This is a genomic window from Streptomyces yaizuensis (assembly GCF_034961445.1).
GTDB classification, from domain to species: Bacteria; Actinomycetota; Actinomycetes; order Streptomycetales; family Streptomycetaceae; genus Streptomyces; species Streptomyces yaizuensis.
The window spans coordinates 1-17,726 of record NZ_BSBI01000024.1 but is presented as its reverse complement, the minus strand read 5'-3'; the positions used below and the strand labels follow the sequence as shown (position 1 = coordinate 17,726).

Annotated in this window: 15 protein-coding genes; 8 read left to right on the top strand and 7 right to left on the bottom strand. The window is 75.5% G+C overall.

Going from position 1 to position 17,726, the window contains the following annotated elements:
* The first annotated feature begins 8 nt into the window (after positions 1 to 8).
* Positions 9 to 2,054, top strand: coding sequence for a S9 family peptidase (locus SYYSPA8_RS36410; protein WP_323451758.1), 2,046 nt, complete (start codon positions 9 to 11; stop codon positions 2,052 to 2,054).
* Positions 2,051 to 2,983 (top strand): S66 peptidase family protein, encoded by a 933-nt coding sequence (locus SYYSPA8_RS36405; RefSeq protein ID WP_323451757.1) that lies wholly within the window; start codon positions 2,051 to 2,053, stop codon positions 2,981 to 2,983. The genes SYYSPA8_RS36410 and SYYSPA8_RS36405 overlap by 4 nt, the downstream gene beginning before the upstream one ends.
* Before the next feature lie 106 nt (positions 2,984 to 3,089).
* Here the strand turns inward: SYYSPA8_RS36405 and SYYSPA8_RS36400 are convergent, their stop codons facing one another.
* Positions 3,090 to 4,160: an adenosine deaminase gene (locus tag SYYSPA8_RS36400; protein WP_323451756.1), complete on the bottom strand. Its 1,071-nt coding sequence runs from the start codon at positions 4,158 to 4,160 to the stop codon at positions 3,090 to 3,092.
* 148 nt (positions 4,161 to 4,308) lie between these two features.
* Entirely contained in the window at positions 4,309 to 5,055 is a 747-nt protein-coding gene (locus SYYSPA8_RS36395; RefSeq protein WP_323451755.1) for a GntR family transcriptional regulator, read from the bottom strand.
* 226 nt (positions 5,056 to 5,281) lie between these two features.
* Here SYYSPA8_RS36395 and SYYSPA8_RS36390 point away from each other — a divergent pair, with 226 nt between their 5' ends.
* From SYYSPA8_RS36390 to SYYSPA8_RS36380, 3 genes are all read left to right on the top strand, one after another.
* Positions 5,282 to 5,539, top strand: coding sequence for a LapA family protein (locus SYYSPA8_RS36390; protein WP_323451754.1), 258 nt, complete (start codon positions 5,282 to 5,284; stop codon positions 5,537 to 5,539).
* Between the two features lie 32 nt (positions 5,540 to 5,571).
* A complete protein-coding gene (locus SYYSPA8_RS36385; RefSeq protein ID WP_323451753.1) occupies positions 5,572 to 6,303 on the top strand; it encodes a GNAT family N-acetyltransferase in 732 nt (243 codons plus the stop codon).
* Between the two features lie 98 nt (positions 6,304 to 6,401).
* Positions 6,402 to 8,396, top strand: coding sequence for a DUF5107 domain-containing protein (locus SYYSPA8_RS36380; protein WP_323451752.1), 1,995 nt, complete (start codon positions 6,402 to 6,404; stop codon positions 8,394 to 8,396).
* Here SYYSPA8_RS36380 and SYYSPA8_RS36375 read toward each other — a convergent pair.
* From SYYSPA8_RS36375 to SYYSPA8_RS36365, 3 genes are all read right to left on the bottom strand, one after another.
* Positions 8,393 to 8,764 carry a VOC family protein gene (locus tag SYYSPA8_RS36375; protein ID WP_323451751.1) on the bottom strand — a complete coding sequence of 124 codons (372 nt, stop codon included), beginning with the start codon at positions 8,762 to 8,764 and terminating at the stop codon, positions 8,393 to 8,395. The genes SYYSPA8_RS36380 and SYYSPA8_RS36375 overlap by 4 nt on opposite strands.
* Before the next feature lie 107 nt (positions 8,765 to 8,871).
* Complete coding sequence (locus SYYSPA8_RS36370; protein WP_323451750.1) at positions 8,872 to 9,750, bottom strand: methyltransferase domain-containing protein; 879 nt, start codon at positions 9,748 to 9,750, stop codon at positions 8,872 to 8,874.
* A gap of 122 nt (positions 9,751 to 9,872) precedes the next feature.
* On the bottom strand, positions 9,873 to 11,495 hold the full coding sequence (locus SYYSPA8_RS36365) for a bifunctional phosphatase PAP2/diacylglycerol kinase family protein (protein WP_323451749.1): 1,623 nt from the start codon (positions 11,493 to 11,495) through the stop codon (positions 9,873 to 9,875).
* A gap of 247 nt (positions 11,496 to 11,742) precedes the next feature.
* On the opposite strand from SYYSPA8_RS36365, the gene SYYSPA8_RS36360 reads away from it, so the two are divergent.
* A complete protein-coding gene (locus tag SYYSPA8_RS36360; protein ID WP_407706165.1) occupies positions 11,743 to 12,969 on the top strand; it encodes a sulfite oxidase in 1,227 nt (408 codons plus the stop codon).
* A gap of 60 nt (positions 12,970 to 13,029) precedes the next feature.
* Here the strand turns inward: SYYSPA8_RS36360 and SYYSPA8_RS36355 are convergent, their stop codons facing one another.
* Both SYYSPA8_RS36355 and SYYSPA8_RS36350 read right to left on the bottom strand, forming a co-directional pair.
* A complete protein-coding gene (locus SYYSPA8_RS36355; RefSeq protein WP_323451779.1) occupies positions 13,030 to 13,665 on the bottom strand; it encodes a DedA family protein in 636 nt (211 codons plus the stop codon).
* Between the two features lie 41 nt (positions 13,666 to 13,706).
* Complete coding sequence (locus SYYSPA8_RS36350; RefSeq protein ID WP_323451747.1) at positions 13,707 to 14,477, bottom strand: MBL fold metallo-hydrolase; 771 nt, start codon at positions 14,475 to 14,477, stop codon at positions 13,707 to 13,709.
* Positions 14,478 to 14,613: 136 nt separating this feature from the next.
* Between SYYSPA8_RS36350 and SYYSPA8_RS36345 the strand changes: the two genes are divergently transcribed.
* Together SYYSPA8_RS36345 and SYYSPA8_RS36340 are read left to right on the top strand one after the other, a co-directional pair.
* Positions 14,614 to 15,018, top strand: a complete 405-nt coding sequence (locus SYYSPA8_RS36345; protein ID WP_323451746.1) for a hypothetical protein — start codon at positions 14,614 to 14,616, stop codon at positions 15,016 to 15,018.
* Between the two features lie 124 nt (positions 15,019 to 15,142).
* A complete protein-coding gene (locus SYYSPA8_RS36340) occupies positions 15,143 to 17,215 on the top strand; it encodes a phage holin family protein (RefSeq protein WP_323451745.1) in 2,073 nt (690 codons plus the stop codon).
* Positions 17,216 to 17,726: the final 511 nt, after the last annotated feature.

Below are 17,726 nucleotides of genomic sequence, written 5' to 3'. Positions count from 1 at the left end.
TCCGTCCAATGGCGAACCAGCCCGCCACCACCGGTGGCACCGTCCGCATCGCGCCCTACGGCACCTGGCCGTCGCCCGTCGACGCGGCGACCGCCGCCTCCCACGACGGCCGGCCCGAGTTCCCCGGGACCGTCGGCGCGGAGATCTGGTGGACCGCGCCCCGCCCCGACGAGGGCGGCCGGCGCACCCTGGTGCGCTGCCGCGCCGACGGCACCGAGGAGAGCGTCCTGCCCGCCCCGTGGAACGTGCGCAGCCGCGTCATAGAGTACGGGGGCCACCCCTGGGCCGGGTCGGTGCGCGCCGACGGGACCCCGCTGGTGGTCTTCGTCCACTTCCCCGACCAGCGGCTGTACGGGTACGAGCCGGACACCCCCGGCGCCCGGCCCCGGCCGCTGACGCCCCTCTCGGCCACCGGCGGCGGGCTGCGCTGGGCCGATCTGCGGATCCACCCCGGGCGGGGCGAGGTCTGGGGGGTGCTGGAGGAGTTCACCGGGCCCGCGCCCACCGACGTCCGCCGGATCATCGCCGCCGTACCGCTGGACGGCTCCGCCGCCGACGACCGGGGCGCGGTACGGGAGCTGGCCAACGCCGGGGACGGCGCGCACCGCTTCGTCACCGGCCCCCGGCTCTCCCCCGACGGGCGGCGGGCCGCCTGGATCGCCTGGGACCACCCCCGGATGCCCTGGGACGGCACCGAGGTGATCCTCGCCGCCGTACCGGACGGCCCGGGGCCCTTCACCGGCGCCCGCCCGGTCCACGGCGGGCCCGACGAATCCGTCTGCCAGGTCGACTGGGCGCCCGACGGCTCCCTGCTCCACCTCGGCGACGCCACCGGCTGGTGGGCCCCGTACCGCACCGCGCCCGAGGAGCTGGACGCGCCCCGCCCGGCCGCCGTGCCGCTCGCGCCGGGCCGGGCCGAGGAGTTCGGCGGCGCCCTGTGGAAGCCGGGCCTGAAGTGGCTGCACCCGCTGGACGACGGGCTGATCGCCGTCGTCCACGGCAAGGGCTCCACCGCCCTCGGCATCCTGGACCCGCAGACCGGCGAGGTCGTCGACGCGGCCGGGCCGTGGACCGAGTGGGCGCCCTCCCTCGCCGTCCACGGCGAGCGGGTCATCGGCGTCGCCGCCTCCCCCCGCAGCGGGTACGAGGTCGTCGAGCTGGACACCCGCACCGGGCACACCCGCGTCATCGGCGCCCGCCACCGGGACCCCGTCGACCCCGCCCACTACCCGAAGCCCCGCGAGCGCGTCTTCACCGGCCCCGACGGGCGGGAGATCCACGTCCAGGTGTACCCGCCGCACCACCCGGACCACACCGCCCCCGAAGGGGAACTGCCGCCCTATGTGATCTGGGCGCACGGCGGCCCCACCGGGCACGCACCCCTCGTCCTCGATCTGGAGATCGCCTACTTCACCTCCCGGGGCATCGGCGTCGCCGAGGTCAACTACGGCGGCTCCACCGGCTACGGCCGCGCGTACCGCAACCGGCTGCGCGGACAGTGGGGCGTGGTCGATGTCGAGGACTGCGCGGCCGTCGCCCGCGCCCTGGCCGACGAGGGCACGGCGGACCCGGCGCGGCTGGCCGTCCGGGGCGGCAGCGCCGGCGGCTGGACCACGGCCGCCTCCCTCGCCGGAACCGACGTCTACGCCTGCGGCACCATCATCTTCCCTGTCCTGGACCTCCTCGGGTGGGCCACCGGCGAGACCCACGACTTTGAATCGCGGTATCTGGACACCCTGATCGGGCCCCTGGACGAGGTGCCCGAGCGCTACCGCGACCGCTCGCCCCTCGGCCACGCCGACCGGATCACCGCCCCGTTCCTGCTGCTCCAGGGGCTGGACGACGTCATCTGCCCGCCGGCGCAGGCCGAGCGGTTCCTCGCCGAGATGGCGGGCCGGGGCGTACCGCACGCGTATCTCGCCTTCGCGGGCGAGGGCCACGGCTTCCGGATGGCCGAGACCATGATCCGCGCCCTGGAGGCCGAGCTGTCCCTCTACGTCCGCACCTTCGGCATCGACCGGCCCGACACCGCACCCCTGGAGCTGAGGAAATGACCCTGACCCCGCTCACCCGACCGCGCCGGCTGCGGCCCGGGTCCAGGGTCGCCGTCGTCGCCCCCTGCGGGCCCGTGCCCGAGGACCGGCTGGAGGACGGGCTCGCCGTCCTGCGCTCCTGGGAGCTGGAGCCGGTGGTCCTGCCGCACGTCCTCGACCGGCACGGACAGTTCGGCTATCTCGCCGCGTACGACGGCGACCGGGCCCGGGACCTCACCGAGGCGTGGTGCGACCCCACCGTCGACGCCGTCATCTGCGCCCGCGGCGGCTACGGCGCCCAGCGCATGGTGGACCGCCTCGACTGGGGCTCCATGCGGGCCGCCGGGCCGAAGGTCTTCGTCGGCTACAGCGACGTCACCGCGCTGCACGAGGCGTTCGCCGCCCGGATGGGCCTGGCCACCCTGCACGGGCCGATGGTCGCCGCCCTGACCTTCCTCAAGGACGAGACCACCCGGGAGCATCTGCGGGCCACCCTCTTCGAGCCGGAGTCGGTCCTCGGCATCGGCCTGGAGACGGCCCGGCCCCTGATACCGGGACGGGCCCGGGGCGTCACCTTCGGCGGCTGCGCCAGCCTCCTCGCCGCCGACCTGGGCACCCCGGCCGCCCGTGCCACCTCCGCCGGCGGACTGCTGGTCCTGGAGGACGTGGGGGAGGAGGACTACCGGCTCGACCGGGTCCTCACCCAGCTGCTGCGCGGCGGCTTCTTCGACGGGGTGAGCGGGATCGCCCTCGGCTCCTGGGCGGAGTGCGGACCCTACGAGACCATCCGCGAGGTGCTCCGGGACCGGCTGGGCGGGCTGTGCGTGCCCGTGGTCGAGGAGCTGGGCTTTGGCCACGGCGACCGCAACCTGACCGTGCCGCTGGGGCTCCCCGCCGTCCTCGACGCGGACGCGGGGACGCTGACCCTGGAGCAGCCCGCGCTGCTCTGACCGCGCTCCGACCGTCCGGCCGGTCCCGATCCCTGTGACCTGCCGTCCCGCCCCCGGAACACGGGGGCGGGACGGCAGGACGGCGGACCGGCGAAGGTGCGGCCCCTCAGCCCTGGCGCAGGGCCGCGTAACCGGGGCGGACGACCTCGTCGATCAGCCGGCGGCGCTCCGGCAGCGGCAGGAACGCCGACTCCAGCGCCGCGACCGTGAACTCCTCGAAGACCTCCGGGCCATACCCGAACGCCTCCACCATGTGCGCGAACTCGCGGCTCATCGTCGTCCCCGACACCAGACGGTTGTCCGTGTTGAGGGTGATCCGGAAGCCGAGGCGGCGCAGCAGGTCGATCGGGTGGGAGGCGTAGTCCTTCGCCGCGCCCGTCTGGAGGTTCGAGGTCGGACAGACCTCCAGCGCGATCCCGTTGTCCCGGACGTAGGCCGCGAGGTGCCCGAGGGTCGCCGTGCCGTCCTCGTGGACGGTGATGTCGTCGGTGATCCGCACGCCGTGCCCGATCCGCTCGGCGCCGCAGACCTGCACCGCCTCGTGGATCGACTCCGCGCCGACGGCCTCGCCCGCGTGGATGGTGAAGTGGCAGTTGTGCCGCTTCAGGTGCTGGAAGGCGGGCAGGTGGCGGGCGGGCGGGTTGCCGATCTCGCCGCCGGCGATGTCGAAGCCCACCACGCCCCGGTCGCGGTGCGCGACGGTCAGCTCGGCTATCTCGGCGGAGCGGTCGGTGTGCCGCATGCCGGTGAGCAGGGTGCCGACGGTGATCCGGCCGCCGCTGCGGCGCTCGCCCTCACGGAAGCCCGTGTTCACGGCGTCGACGACCTCGTCGAGGGTCAGCCCGCGCTCCAGGTGCTGCTCGGGCGCGTACCGGATCTCGGCATAGACGACACCGTCCGCCGCCAGGTCCTCCGCGCACTCCGCCGCCACCCGCTCCAGGGCCTCGCGGGTCTGCATGACCGCGCAGGTGTGGGCGAAGGTCTCCAGATACCGCTCCAGCGAACCCGAGTCGGCCGCGTCCCGGAACCAGGTGCCGAGGGCGGCCGGATCCTGGGTGGGCAGCTTGTCGTAGCCGTGCTCCCGGGCGAGTTCGATGATGGTGGCGGGGCGCAGGCCGCCGTCGAGGTGGTCGTGGAGGACTGCCTTGGGCGCGCGGAGGATGTCAGACAAGTGCATGCCCCGGGAGTGTACGGCACGGTGACGGCGGCCGGGGAGCGGGCCGCCCGGCCCGCCCCCTGTGCTCCCCTTGTGCCCCGATTTCGCCCCCCGGGGAGTACCCTCGCTCCCGGCGCCGGCCCGGGGGCCCGGGAGTGGCTTGGCCTCGTCAGCCCGACTGGAGCAGGGGCAGCGCGGGCGCCCCCGTCGGCAGCATGTGCTTCGCGGCGAGCACCGGCGCGGACCCCACCCGCACCACCTGGGTGACCAGGACGGCGGGGGTGTCCGGCGCCCGGTCCAGCTGCTTGCCGCGCCGCCGCCCCAGCAGGGTCGCGCTCACCTGGCTGTGCGCGCTCAGGGTCACCCCGCGCGAGGCCCCGGCCAGCACCGCCAGCATCGAGCCGCCGCCCGCCCCGGGGGAGCCCAGCGCGTCGGCGAAGGCCGGATGGACCGCCGCGAGCACGTCGTCGGGGGCCGCCCACTCCTGGCTCAGCACCCCCGCCGCGCCCGGCGCCGTCAGCACCGACTCCCAGAAGCGCAGCTCGGAGGAGGCCGGCACGAGCAGATGCTGGGTGGTGAAGTCGGTCGGCTCCTCCACCGCCCGCAGCAGCGCCGAGACCCGGACCGGATCGCCGCCCGCCAGCAGCTCCTCCAGCGGGCGCAGCCGCTCGAAGCCGCGCCGGGGCGGGCTGTCGCTGACCGTCCTGCCCACCCCGCGCCGCACCGTGACCAGGCCGTCCTCCTGGAGCAGCAGCAGCGCCTCCCGCAGGGCGGGCCGGCTCACGCCCAGCTCGGTGGCGAGCCGGGGCTCGGACGGCAGGGTCGACCCGGGCGGATAGGTGCCGTCGTGGACGGCGTCGGCGATCCGCTCGTACAGGGCGACGACCGGTCTGCGCTGCGGCCGGCTGGCTGCCACGGTTCCTCCTGGGCTCGCTGTCGGGGTGGTCCCGGAAATCCGGTGCGGTGGGCGCCGTCGCACGGCCGATCCCCGGACCCAGCTTGTCAGACAAGAGCGGGTCGGGATCGGGTCGAGGGGTGCCGGTGGCCCGGCCCTGTGGCCGAACGCGCCGAGAGCCAGGGCCTCTCACCCGTACGGCCCGCTCCACCGCTCGCCGGGCGGGACCACGGCCCATTCTGGTGCCATGAACGCCAGGGAGAGATCGCGGGGTGCCCGGACCGGACGCGGAGCCGACGGCATCAGGGAGTGGTTCACGCCCGGCCGCATCGCCTTCACCGTGCTCGCGGTCCTCGCGATCGTGTTCATCTTCGAGAACACCGAGCGGGTCGAGATCCGGGTACTGATCCCCGTGGTCACCATGCCGCTCTATCTGGCGCTCCTCGCGATGTTCGTCGTCGGCGCGCTGTGCGGCGGCTATCTCTTCCGCCGCAAAACCCGTTAGCCGCCCCGACGGCACCGCTCTAACCTGGCCCGATGCCCGAACAGCACCGGCAGGCCGCCCCGGACCCGACGGCCATCCCGGACCTGCCCGCGACCGGCTCCGAGTCCGAGTCCGAGTCCGCGACCGGCTCCGGCTCCGGGCCCGAGTCCTGGACCGCGATCGGGCCCCGGACCGCCCTGCGGCCCGTCCGTCCCGGCGACGCGGCCGCGTTCACGGCCGCCGCGCGGGCCAGCACCGCACTCCACCACCCCTGGCTCTTCCCGCCGCTCACGGCCGCCGACTTCGCCGAGTGGGCGGGCCGGCTCACCGACGACCCGGCGCGGGCGGGATTCCTCCTCTGCGAGCGGGACTCCGGCCGGATCGCGGGCTTCGTCAACATCAACAACATCGTCCTGGGCGGCTTCCGCTGCGGCGCGCTCGGCTACGGCGCCTTCGCCCACGCGGCCGGGCGCGGACTGATGGGCGAAGGGCTGCGGCTGGTCGTCGCCCACGCCTTCGGACCCCTCGGCCTGCACCGCCTCGAAGCCAATGTGCAGCCCGGCAACACCGCCTCGCTCCGGCTGGTGCGCGGCGCCGGATTCCGCCGGGAGGGCTTCTCGCCCGCGTTCCTGCGGATCGACGGCCGGTGGCGGGACCACGAGCGCTGGGCGATCACCGCCGACATGCCCGTCCTGCCCGCCCCCGGCCCGCCCGTCCTGCCCGTCCCCGGCCCGGCGGCCACGCCCGCTGCCCCGGCAGCGCCGGGCGACTTTGCCGAAGAGTGACGCGCCCGGCCCCTGTCCGCGGAGCCACCGAACCTGTTCCATGGTCGTCGGGCCGCCCAACAGGAGCCGGCGGCCCCGAGAAGTGAAGCGAGGTTGCCTTGGCCACGACCGCCACGACCGTGCGGCGCACCGTACTGACCCTGCCCGTGGCGCCGGTGGGCCCCGCCAATCCGCTGCCCCCGCTGCGGCCCCTCCCCGTCCACCACTCCCTCGACGACCGCTCCCGCGCCGAACTCCCGCGCGACATGGCCCGGCAGCTCGGCCACGGCCGGCCCCGCACCCTCCTGCCGGTCCGGCTGCTCGACGGCTACGGCCGCGACCGCGCCCCCGCCGACCTCGACGCGATCGTCATCGAGAACGACCACCTCAAGGTCACCGTCCTGCCCGGCCTCGGCGGCCGGATCCACTCCCTCCACCACAAGCCCACCGGCCGCGAACTGCTCTACCGCAACCCCGTCGTCCAGCCCGCCGGCTTCGCCCTCAACGGCGCCTGGTACTCCGGCGGCGTCGAATGGAACATCGGCACGACCGGCCACACCACCCTCGCCATGGCCCCGCTGCACGCCGCCGCCGTACCCGCCCCCGACGGCGGCGAGATGGTCCGCCTCTGGGAGTGGGAACGCCTGCGCGACCTCCCGTTCCAGATCGATCTGTGGCTCCCCGCCGACTCCGCCTTCCTCCGCGTCGGCGTACGCGTCCGCAACCCGCACGAGCGCGCCGTACCCCTGTACTGGTGGTCCAACATCGCCGTCGCGGAAACACCGACGACACGGGTCGTCGCCCCCGCCGACGAAGCCTGGCACTTCGGCTACGCCCGCGCCCTCACCCGCGTCCCCGTCCCCGACTACCGGGGCGAGGACCGCACCTACCCGCTGCGGAGCGAGCACGCCGCCGACTACTTCTACGAGATCCCGGCCGGCGGCCGGAAGTGGATCACCGCCCTGGACGGCCATGGCCACGGCCTCGCCCACACCTCCACCGACACCCTGCGTGGCCGCAAACTCTTCCTCTGGGGCTCCGGTCGCGGCGGCCGGCGCTGGCAGCGCTGGCTGACCGCACCCGACACCCCCGGATACGCGGAGATCCAGGCCGGACTCGCCCGTACCCAGCTCGAACACGTCCGGATCCCCGAAGGCGGCGACATCAGCTGGCTGGAGTGCTACGGCCCGCTCGACGCCGACTCCGGCACCGTCCACGGCAACAACTGGGCCGCCGCCTGTGCCGAGGTCGAGAGCCGGCTCGCCGCCGCGCTGCCCCGCGCCGAGGTCGACACCGCCTACCGGGAATGGCTGCCCGCCGCCGACACCGAACCCGTCCGCACCCTCGCCACCGGCTCCGGCTGGGGCGCCCTCGAACAGCTCCGCTCCGGCGTGAAACTCCCCGGCACCCCCTTCGACGCATCCACCCTCGGCGACGAACAGGCCCCCTGGCGTGCCCTGCTGACCACCGGGGCGCTCCCCGAACCCCGCAGGGTCACCCCGCCCGGCCCCACCCTCGTCGCCCCCCACTGGCGGGACATGCTGGAAACCGCGCCCGCCGACCCGCACACCGAGTACCACCTCGGCGTGGCCCAGTGGCACGCCGGCGACCGGGCCCAGGCCGTCCGCAGCTGGGAACGGGGACTGGCACTCGCACCGTCCCGCTGGCCGCTGCTGCGCGCCCTCGCCGTCGCGGACGACGAGGACGGCCACCCCGAACGCGCAGCCGACCGCTCCCTGGAGGCCTTCGACGACCTCTGCCAGGAACGCCGTGACGACGGCGAGACCTGGTCGGCGGCGACGGCGGCACTCGGCCGGGAGACGATCGAGATCCTGCTGCGCACCGGCCGCACCGGCGAAGCCCGCTCGGTGTGGGCCCGGCTGCGCCCGGCGGTCCAGCGGCGCGGACGCTTCCGGCTGCTCCTCGCACGCCTGCTGCTGGCGGAGGGCCGGCCCGCCGACGCCCGCGCCGTCTTCGACGAGGGCTTCGAGGTGGCGGACCTCCAGGAGGGCGCCGCCAGGGAACTGGGCACGGTGTGGGCGGCGCTCACCGACGAGCCGCTGCCCGAGGAGTACGACTACCGCATGAACCCCGGCGACCCCGACACCCCCTAGGGGACCGGCCCTTGAGCGGTGGCGGGCTTGAGATCCACGTACTCGAAGATCGAGCCGTCCGGGTGGACGGCGATCAAATTGCGGCCCGCCGGGGTCGGCACCGGGCCCGCGACGATCCGGGCGCCGACCTCGCTGAGCGTGGCGCACGCGTCGTCCACATCCGCGACGGCGATGGTCGCGGTGACCTTACGCAACACCTCCAACTCCGTTTCCGGGCCGCTCATCAGCAGGAAGCAGCCGACGGCCGCGACCTGGACCCCGCCGCGCTCGTACCGCTGCGGGGTCCTCCCGGTGATGCGTTCATAGACCGCCGCGGCCGAGTCCAGGTCGTCGACACAGATCCGCAGCGTGGTTCCGAGGATGTCCATGGGCCGAGCGTAGAGCTTCCGCGCGCACCCGGTCACCGGAAGTGCCGTGCCCCTGCCGGTGGGTGACGGGCCGTCGTCCACCGGTCCCGGGCGGGGTGTACGGGCCCTCAGGCGCGGCAGAGCAGTTCCCCGTGCGGGACCAGGAACCAGGCGTCGTCCCGGGCGCCCCACTCCCGCCAGCCGTCCGCGATGGCGGCGAGCCCGTCCGCCGTGGTGTGCCCGCCGTCCACCGCGATCCCGGCGTACTCCGACGCCGTGGTGCGCTCCGCCCACAGGCCGCTCCACCACTCCCGGTCGGCGCCGCTGTAGCACCAGGTGCCGGCGGTGGCCGTGATGTCGGTGAAGCCGGCGGCCCGCGCCCAGGAGAGCAGCCGCCGACCGGCGTCGGGCTCGCCGCCGTTGGCGCGGGCGACCCGCCGGTACAGCGCCAGCCAGTCGTCCAGCACCGGGACCTCCGGATACCAGGTGAACGCGCCGTAGTCGGCGTCCCGCACCGCGACAAGACCGCCCGGCCGGCACACCCGGCGCATCTCGCGCAGCGCGTGCACCGGGTCGCCCAGGTGCTGGAGGACCTGATGGGCGTGGACGACGTCGAAGGAGCCGTCCGGGAACGTCAGCGCGTTGACGTCGGCGACGGCGAAGTCGGTGTTGGCCGCACCGCGTTCGGCGGCGTGCGCCCGGGCCCGCTCCACGACCCCGGGGTCCCGGTCGACGCCGGTGACCCGGCCGTCGGGCACCAGTACGGCCAGGTCGGCGCTGATGGTGCCGGGTCCGCAGCCGATGTCCAGGATCCGGGCGCCGGGGGTCAGTTCGCCGACGAGGTACGCGGCCGAGTTGGCGGCGGTGCGCCAGGTGTGGGAGCGGAGCACGGAGGCGTGGTGGCCGTGGGTGTAGACGGCGGTCTCCCGGCGTGGCGCCCCGTGCGCCTCCCGACGTGCTTCCCGGAGCGTTTCCCGATGCGTTTCCTGGCGCGTTTCCTGTGGCATGGCAGGTCTGCCTCTCGTGCGTCTGTCACGGAGGCATATTCATATGCTGAGACTGATTGTCTTGTCATGTGGGATCCACTATGTGGAACCCGGAGTGGGTCCCGGAGGGGGTCCGGGCGGTGTCAGCGCAGGTTCCGGGGCCGGTAGACCGTCAGCGCCTCGCGCACCTTGTCCAGCGTCAGATCCGTGGGCGCGGGGACGACCTCGCCGTCGTACGCCATCGCCGTGCCGGGCCGCAGCCCCGAGATCCGCACCGCGCGCAGCTGTTCGGCGGCGTGCACCGGGGACCGGCTCAGCGGACCGGCCAGGGCCGCCGCCAGCAGCCGCAGCCCCGGCCACCGGCCGCCGTGCACCACCCGGACGTCGAGCAGGCCGTCGGCCAGGTCCTCGCGGTGGCCGGGGGTCGGGCCCACCGGCCGGTAGACCCCGTTCCCGGCGAACAGCAGCCACAGCGGCCGCCGCCGACCCTGGACGACGGCCTCCAGCGGACGGCCGTCGCGCAGCACCCGTACCGCCGCCAGCACCCCGGCGCTCCAGCCGCCGACCCGGGGGGACCAGCGTTCGCGGATGCGCACCAGATCCGGGTAGACGCCCAGGCTGAAGGTGTTGAGGAAGTACCCGGGACGTGCGCCGCGACTGGATCCGGCCGACCGGGACCCGTTCGTACCGGACCCGGGCGTACCGGACCCGTTCGCACCCGGTCCGGGCGGCGGTCCCGGTGTGAACCGGCCCAGGTCCACCCGGACCGCCTCCCCGCCCGCCAGCGCCCGGCAGGTGTCGTCCACGGTCTCCACCCCCAGGTCGTAGGCGAAGTGGTTGAACGTGCCGCCCGGGAACACCGCCAGCGGCAGCCCCCGCTCCACCGCCACCGCCGCCGCCAGATTGATCGTGCCGTCCCCGCCGAAGACCCCGAGCGCCCGCCCGCGCCGCGCCGCGCCCTCCAACTCCCCGGCCAGCTCCCGCGGCCCGCACTCCACGACCTCCGCCAGCGGCAGGGCATCCCGCAGCAGCGCGGCCGAATCCGCCGAACCCGACCGCTGATTGACCACGACCACCAGGCCCTCGCCCCGGGGCAGCGCCGGAGCCGCCGCCACCGCCCGGCCCGGCGACGGCAGCCGGTCCCGGGTCGGCACCAGCTCCCGTACCGCGAACGCCGCCCCCGCGCCCAGGGCCAGCCCCGCCAGGACATCGCTCGGATAGTGCACCCCGGTGTAGACCCGGGAGAAGGCCACCGACGCCGCCACCGGGGCGACCAGCGCGCCCCAGCCCCGCGACTCCAGGGCCACCCCCGTCGCGAACGCCGCCGCCGAGGCCGCGTGCCCCGACGGGAACGACGTCGTGAACGGCTGCCGCTCCAGCCGGCGGATCGCCGGGACCGCGTCGAGCAGCGGTCTGGCCCGGCGTACCGAACGTTTGCCCACGGTGTTGATGACGGCCGAGGCCACCGCCAGCGACGCCACCCCGCGCAGCGCCGCCCGGCGGGAGCGGACCCCGCGCCCCAGCACCGTGATCCCGGCCGCCGTGCCGAACCAGAGCAGCCCGTGGTTCGCGGCCCGGCTCAGCCGTGGCAGCACCGGTTCCGCGCCGGGCCAGCGGCGGGTCGCCACCGTGTGGAAGAGCCGCCGGTCCCAGTGGCTGAGCAGCCCGGCGGCGCCCTGCCCGAGGAGAGCGGCCGCCACCGGCCCGGGGCGCGCGGTCGTGCGTCGTCCGGGGAACGCGGCACCCGGTGTGTACGGAGTCGACATGGGTCGCGGGTACCCCGTCGGCACCCCGGCCACGCCCCCGGGCCCTCGTGTGCCGATCACCCGCGCCGCGCCGGTGACGCCCTACCAGCCCGTCGGCCGTCCCCCTAGGATCACCCGCATGGCCGTCGTCACCGCAGCCCTGTCCCACCGGGCCCGCCCCTGTCGCCGCTGACATCCCGCCGCGCAGCCCCCTCCCGTACCCCGGCCAGCTCCCGCCCGCACAGCCGCCCAGGAGGCTTTCTTGTCCATGGCACCCGGCCGCCGTGATCTGCTCCGGCTCCTGACCGCCGCACCGCTCGCCGCGACCGCCCTGGGCACCGCCGGGCCCGCGCGGGCCGCCACCGCACCGTCCACCACCGCACTGTCCGCCACCCGCGCCGCCGTCCCTGCTGTCGCCCCCGGGATCGAGAAGCCCCTGCCGGGCGACGTGTTCACCATCCGGGGCACCAACGCGGAGACCCGGTTCCCGGCCCTGAGCCACACCGGGAACCTGACCCCCGCCTCCCTCTTCTTCGTCCGCAACCACACCCGCAGCCCGATCCTGGACGAGAACGACTGGCGGCTGACGGTCTGGGGCGGCGGACTGCGCGGCGGCCCGGTCCACTTCGGCTACGGCGAGCTGCGGTCGATGCCCTCCGTGACCCGTACCGCCGTCATCGAGTGCGCGGGCAACGGCCGCAGCCTCTTCACCACCCAGCAGGGCGAGGAGGTCAGCGGCACCTCCTGGACCATGGGCGCCATCGGCGCGGCCCGCTGGCGCGGGGTGCGGCTGCGGGACGTGCTCCACCGCGCCGGACTGACCTCCGCCGCCGTCGACGTGATGCCGCGCGGCCTGGACGACGACTTCGTCACCGGCGGCGAGAACCTGGGCCGGGTGCGCCGCCCGCTGCCCGTCGCCAAGGCCCTCGACGACGTGATCCTGGCGTACGAGATGAACGGCGAGCCGCTCCCGTACGACCACGGCTTCCCCGTCCGGGTGGTCGTCCCCGCCTGGATCGGGATCGCCTCCGTCAAATGGGTCGGCGACATCGAGGTGAGCGACACCCCGCTCGCCTCCCCCTGGAACACCCGCTTCTACCGGCTCTTCGGACCCGGCCACCCGCCGGGCGGCAGCGCCCCGCTGACCCGGCAGACCATCAAGAGCGCCCTGGAACTGCCCTGGGAGGAGCGGGTACCGGCGGGCACCCCGCTCCGGCTCACCGGGCGGGCCTGGTCGGCCGCCGCACCGATCCGCCGCGTCGACGTCAGCACCGACGGCGGCGCGCGCTGGCACCCCGCCCGGCTGCACGACGCCCCCCGCCGCCACGGCTGGACGCGCTGGAGCGCCGAGTGGACCCCCCGGAGCGCCGGGCCCGCGACCCTGCTCAGCCGGGCCACCGATCTGCGCGGCAACGTGCAGCCGGTCCGGGCCGCCCACAACACCCAGGGCTATCTGTTCGACGCCGTGGTCCGGCACCCGGTCACCGTCGTCTGACCCCCGCCGGCGGCACGGCCCGGCCGGGCGGTACGGGAGAATCAGGCCGGGCCGCGCCGCTCAGGCGGTGCTGCCCGGCGAGTCGGGCCGTCCCCGGCCCCGTCCCCGCCGCAGCCGGCGCCAGAGCGCCGGCCCCGCGCTGATCAGCACCGTCAGCCCCACGGCCACCGCCACGCCCTGCCACGGCTGTGCGAAGAGCGACCCGCCGAGGATCCCGATCAGCTGGTACGTCACCGCCCAGGCCAGACAGGCGGGCAGATTCCCCCGGGCGAAGGCCGCCAGCGGCATCCGGGCCAGCAGACACGCCAGCATCACCGGTATCCGCCCCGCCGGGATCAGCCGGGAGAGCACCAGCACCGTCGTGCCGTTCTCGGCGAGCCGCGCCTGCGCCTGCTCCAGCCGGTCCGGCGCGGCGTGCCCGCGCAGCTGTTCCAGCCAGCGGGAGCCGTTCCTCGACCGGACCCCGCGCTGCCCCAGCCAGTACAGCGTCATGTCCCCGGCGAAGGCGGCCGCCGCCGCCACCGCGAAGACCTGGACCAGCGCCAGCGGGGCCGTCTGGTGCAGGGCGACCACCGTCGCCGAGCTGACCACCGCCCCCGTCGGCACCACCGGCACCAGTGCCCCCAGGGCCACCAGCAGAAAGAGCGAGGGATAGCCCACGGCCCGCTGCGTCGACTCCGGCGGCACCCCCGCCATCAGCTCCGACAGCCGTCCGAGCGCCTCCGGCACCAGCGACGTCACCGCGTCGCCCCCGGCCGCACCCGCTCGCCGTGGCCCAGCCGGTGCACCGCCACCGCGGGCGCCAGCCGGGCGGCCTTCCGGACGAACTCGTCCCCCGGCGAGTGGAACTCGTGCGGCCGGATCCCGTCCAGCCCTATCGGCCAGTACGTGCCGTAGTGCACCGGCACCGCCGCCCGGGGCGCCAGCGCGGCCAGCGCCTGCGCCGCCCGGTCCGGATCCAGATGGCCATGGCCCAGGAACGGACCCCAGCCGCCCACCGGCAGCAGTGCCACATCCACCGGGCCGACCTCGTCGGCCATCGCGTCGAACAGACCCGTGTCCCCGGCGAAGTACGTGCGCGACTCACCGCGGACGACGAAACCCAGCGCGGGCGAGCGGTGCGGCCCCACCGGCAGCCGCCGGCCGTCGTGCAGCGCGGACACCACCCGTACCGTCAGCGGCCCCACGGCCACCTCGTCCCCGGGCGCCACCTCCGTCACCCGCAGCCCCAGTCGGGCCAGCCCCGGCACCGACCGCACGGCCCCGCGCGGCACCAGCACCCGCGTACCGGGCGCCAGCCGCGCCAGCGACGGCAGATGCAGATGATCGGAGTGGAGATGCGACACCAGCACCGCGTCCGCGACGGCCGCCTCCGGCGGGGGCAGCTCCCCGCGCCGCCGGCGCAGATGCGCGAGCCGGCGCGCGAACAGCGGATCGGTGAGCACCCGCGTACCGGAGTCCTCGACCGTGCACGTGGCATGACCCCACCAGGTGACCTCCACCGGCACGCGCCCGCTCCTCTCCCACGGCCCCGGCGTCCCCGGCGGCTCCTCCCGGGGCCGCCGCGCCGACCGTACGCGTACGAGCCTATGCCCTGAGCGGAGTAGGGTCTGCGGCGAACGATCGAGAGCAGGGTGAACGACCATGAACGGCTTACGTGTGGCGGCCATCGCCAGCCTGACCCCCCTGGAGGAGCTGGACCGGGAACCCTTCCTGGTCGACACCCGGGGCCAGCAGGCCATGTGCGCCCGCTGGGCGGCGGACCGGGGGCACACCGTCACCCGGCAGCTCCTCGTGTACGGGCTCCGCCCCGACCACCGCGGCCTGTGGACCGACGTGGACGAGGGCCACGTCGACCTCTTCGTCGTCCCCAACGAACGCGTCCTCGCCCGCGCGATGGCCTCCGTCACCGGCTTCCTCGCCGAATGCCGGCGGCGCGGCATCCCCCTGGAGACCGCCGGTCTCGACGAACCGGTGTACGACGCGGCCATGAAGGCGGACGTCCACCGCAGGCTCTCCATGCCCACCGCCGGCTACGACGGCTGCTGAGCCCGCCCGCCCCGGCACCGGGGCCGCCCGCGCGGCCCCCGGCCCGAAACGCCCGGCCGTCCGGACCGTCCCCGCCGCTGTGCCAGGCTGGACGTCCGATCCCGAGGACGAGGTGAGTCAAGGCGTGCACAACGGCCGATGGCGCGGCGCGGGCCGCGCCCTGCTGCGGGTGATCGTCGTCTGGGCGGTCTCCACCCTGACCATGCTGGCGCTGGCCGCGCTGCTGCCCGACTTCCGGCTCCAGTCCCCCGACGGGGACAGCGTCACCCGCACCGCCCTCACCGCCGCCTGGGGCGCCGGCGTCTTCGGCCTGCTCACCGCCCTGGTGTGGCCGCTGATCGTCCGGGCGCTGCTCCTGGTCCCCGCGTTCGTCCTCGGCCTCCTCGTCTTCTTCCTCAACGGCTCCCTGCTGCTGCTCGCCCTGCGGCTCACCCCCGACGGCCGCGGCGGCGCGGCCCCCGAGACCGCCGTCGTCGTGGCCGCCGTCATGTCCGCCGTCGCCTCCGCCACCTCCACCGCGCTCGCCGTCCGCGACGACGACGCCTACCGCCGCAGGCTCTCCCGGCTCGCCACCCGGCGAAGACGCCGCACCGGCGACCGCACCACCGGCCGGGACCACCCCGGCATGGTCTTCCTCCAGCTCGACGGCGTGGGCCACGAGGTGCTGCTGCGGGCCGCCAAGGACGGCCTCATGCCCACCGTCGCCGGCTGGCTCGCCGACGGGCACCGGCTCGTCCCCTGGCGCACCGACTGGTCCAGCCAGACCGGCTCCAGCCAGCTCGGCATCCTGCACGGCAGCAACCACGACGTACCGGCGTTCCGCTGGTACGAGAAGGACACCGGCCGGCTGATGGTCAGCAACCGGCCCGCCAGCGCGATCGAACTCCAGCGCAGGGCGATCGAACGCACCGGCGACGGCGGACTCCTCACCCTCGACGGCGCCAGCCGGGGCAACCTCTTCAGCGGCGGCGCCGACCAGGTCGCCCTCGTCCTGACCGTCTCCACCCGGCGCGGCCGCGCCAACCGCTCCCGCGCGGGCTACTTCGCCTACTTCTCCGACCCCGCGAACGCGGTCCGCACCGCCGGCTCCTTCGTCGCCGAGGTCTGCCGCGAGATCGGCCAGTCGACCCGCGCCCGGCTGCGCGGCACCGGACCCCGCGTGCCCCGGGGCGGGCTCTACCCCCTCATCCGGGCCTTCGCCACCGTCGTCTCCCGCGACGTCGTCGTCGCGGCCGTCCTCGGCGACATGCTCGCCGGGCGCAGCGCCGTCTACGCCGATCTCGTCGCCTACGACGAGGTCGCCCACCACTCCGGGCCGCACAGCACCGACGCCGCCCAGGTCCTCGCCTCCCTCGACCGCTCCCTGGCACTCATCGCCCAGGTCGCCGAGCACGCCCCGCGCGCCTACCGGATCGTGCTCCTCTCCGACCACGGCCAGAGCCCCGGGGAGACCTTCGAGAGCGCGTACGGGCTCGACATCAAGGACCTGGTCCGCGCCGGCTGCGGACTGCCCGTCTCCCGCCGCGCCGAACGCACCCGCAGCGGCGCGGAGGCACGGGCCGCCGCCGGGGACGCCCTGCGCGGCGCCCTGCACCGGCGCGCCACCGGGGGCGAGCCGCCCCCACCGGCCACCGGCCCCGGCGGCGAACCCGTCGTCCTCGCCTCCGGCAACCTCGCGCTCGTCTCCTTCCCCGACGTCCCCACCCGGCTGAGCCGGGAGGAGATCGACGCCCGCCACCCCACGCTGCTCGCCACCCTCGCCGCCCACCCGGGAATCGGGTTCCTGCTGGTCCGCAGCGAACGCCACGGCTCGGTCGTCCTCGGCCCCGGCGGCGCGGAGGTGCCCGTGGGCGAACTCACCGACGACGGTCCGCTGGCGGTCTTCGGCAAGGGCGCCGCCGACGCCGTCCGCCGCGCCGACACCTTCCCCCATGTCGCCGACATCATGATCAACTCGCGGTACGACCCGGAGACCGGCGAGGTGCACGCCTTTGAACGCCAGATCGGCTCCCACGGTGGGCTCGGCGGGGAACAGGCCCAGCCGTTCCTGCTGGCGCCGGGCGAACTGTCGGCGCCGGTGGCGGACGGGGGGGAACTGGTCGGCGCGGAACGGGTCCACCGTGTCCTGCGCCGCTGGCTGCGGGAGTGCGGCCCGCAGGTCCCGGTCCCGGACGCGACCCACGCGGGCCCGTCCTGACGCCGGGCGCGGCCTTGCGCTGCCTGACCCGCGTCGGTACGTGTGCGGTGCGCTCGTCCGGGGCCCCGACTGTCCGGCCCGCGTCGGTACGAGGACGTCGTGCTCGTCCGGGGTCCCGCCCTGCCGGACCCGTGTCGGTACGGTGTCCCGCACCCCCTTTTCCCCCGGCGGGGGTACGGTCCGGCCTCGCTTGCTGCGTGGGTGGGGGTGCAGGGTCGCCCCCGCAGGGGATCGGCGGAGGCAGGCCCGCACGGGACCTGGTGAGTACGCTCGCCGACCCCGAGGAGGTGAGCCCGGAGGCCCCGCCAACCCGCACCACCACCCGGGCCCGGGTCGACCCGCACACAAACCAGCCTGTCCGGCGCTTGAGGACGGACCCGTACCCCGCCCAGGGGTGACCGAAGCAGCCGCACGGCCACCCCTGGGGGGCCGGCAACCCGAGCAAATTCAGCCTCGCCGGCGGTTGAGGCGCCGGGGTTCGGGGACTGGTCCCCGACGACGGCCCCGCCGG